This window comes from Paenibacillus nuruki, assembly GCF_001721045.1.
Taxonomy (GTDB): domain Bacteria; phylum Bacillota; class Bacilli; order Paenibacillales; family Paenibacillaceae; genus Saccharibacillus; species Saccharibacillus nuruki.
In genome coordinates, this window is record NZ_MDER01000115.1 from 1 (window position 1) to 1,615 (window position 1,615).

The following is a 1,615-nucleotide window of genomic DNA, read 5'->3' on the forward strand; positions in this document are numbered from 1 at the left end:
CAATTAAATATTCTATAATATTGGGATTTATATCAAATGTATTTGTAGATTTTTTTAGAGCAAGTTCATAAAGTTCGAAATATTCACTCGCAATTACCTTAATATCATGAAATTGAATAGCTAATTTTAAATTCTTTTCAATAACTTCAGATTTATAAGACTCACTTATTAATTTGATAATTTGCTCAGCAGTAAAGTTTATATTACAAAATCTTCCGGAAAAATTTTTTTTTCTAAAAAGATAGTAATTATTCTCTGTTACAATTCCATCTCCACCATTATAATCAAATACTATTGGAAGTCTACCGCAACTCATTGCCTCTAATATTCCACGTCCAAGAGAAACAACAATATCAGATTCAAGAATTTCTTTTTCTACATTCCAAACATTATTTTGCGATTGTCCTATAATTTTAAATTTCATATCCATTTTTAAAGCTACTTCTTCTAAAACATTTTTCACATTTTCAGTATACCGATTAGACAATAATAATAATTTTTGAGGCTGCTCATTAATTTTCACACTAGGTCTAAAACGAGACTGATCTATTCCATTACGAATGATACAAGTTTTATCATTTTTAATTTCGAAATTTTCTATTAGATAATTTTGTACTTCTTCGCTTACTGCAACATACTTAAAAATAGAAGGAATCGATATAGGCTTTTCTTGCCAAGGAATAATACCATGTGAAGTAAAAATCATGGGCGTGCTTGGATATTTATAATAAATTGTGATTGCCTCAGCACGATGCTGAGCGTGAATAATATCAACATGCTCCGGTAAATCATTTAAATTATCAGTTACATGTACTCCTAAATCAATATATTTTTCTGATACTGTGCCTATTCTAGTTGAATAAAGAAATATTTCATGATTGTTTCCTAAAAATTCCTTAATAATACTGTAAGTAAAAGTTTCTGTTCCACCACTATACTGTAGATCATGAAGAGTAAATAAAATTCTCATTTAATCAGGCACTCCTATCAAAATAAAAGTTAGATTTAACTTTTGTGAAATTTGTACAAAAATTCAAGCGGATAATAACAATCCCTAGATTGTAAATAACAATTATTTTTTTCTAACATATAGTTCACTTCTTTTTTAGGCCAAGTATATAGATGCGAATGATTTGTATATAAAAGTTCATGGTTCACAAGTTTTACATGTCCACCTTGCTTATTGACTTCAATGCAATAATCTATGACAGTAAAATCTGTCTCATAATATTCTGAGAATCTCCCGTACCTTCTATATCCTTCTTTTTTTATTAAAAATAGTTCAGGGCTAACTGCTGAAATATTTTGTGAAATTTTTAATCTTCCAAAATAACCATAATACTCTGAATTAATATTGTTATATATATTCCTCACCTGATCTTTATTTATGGCTAAACCGTAACTACTGATTCTGCCGATCTTATTTAAAATCTTAGGAGATATTATGACTGAGTTTGTAACTGTAGCTTCTTCTATTAACGTATTTTGCCAGTTCTTCTTTAAGAAACGAACGTTTGCATTTAAAATAATAAAATAATCTGCCCATTCATTTTCGCAAAAAACATTTAATAATTCAGCAATACTTTTTTTAAAACCATCGTATACTGTATAATTC

2 protein-coding genes are annotated in these 1,615 nt (G+C 27.8%); both read right to left on the reverse strand.

Annotated elements, in window-relative coordinates:
- The coding region (locus tag PTI45_RS23580; protein ID WP_069330032.1) for a glycosyltransferase family 4 protein at positions 1–970 on the reverse strand (970 nt) is incomplete at its 3' end.
- A 35-nt stretch (positions 971–1,005) separates the two neighbouring features.
- Positions 1,006–1,615, reverse strand: a 610-nt coding sequence (locus PTI45_RS24355) for a hypothetical protein (protein ID WP_175425266.1), incomplete at its 5' end; no start/stop codon positions are given.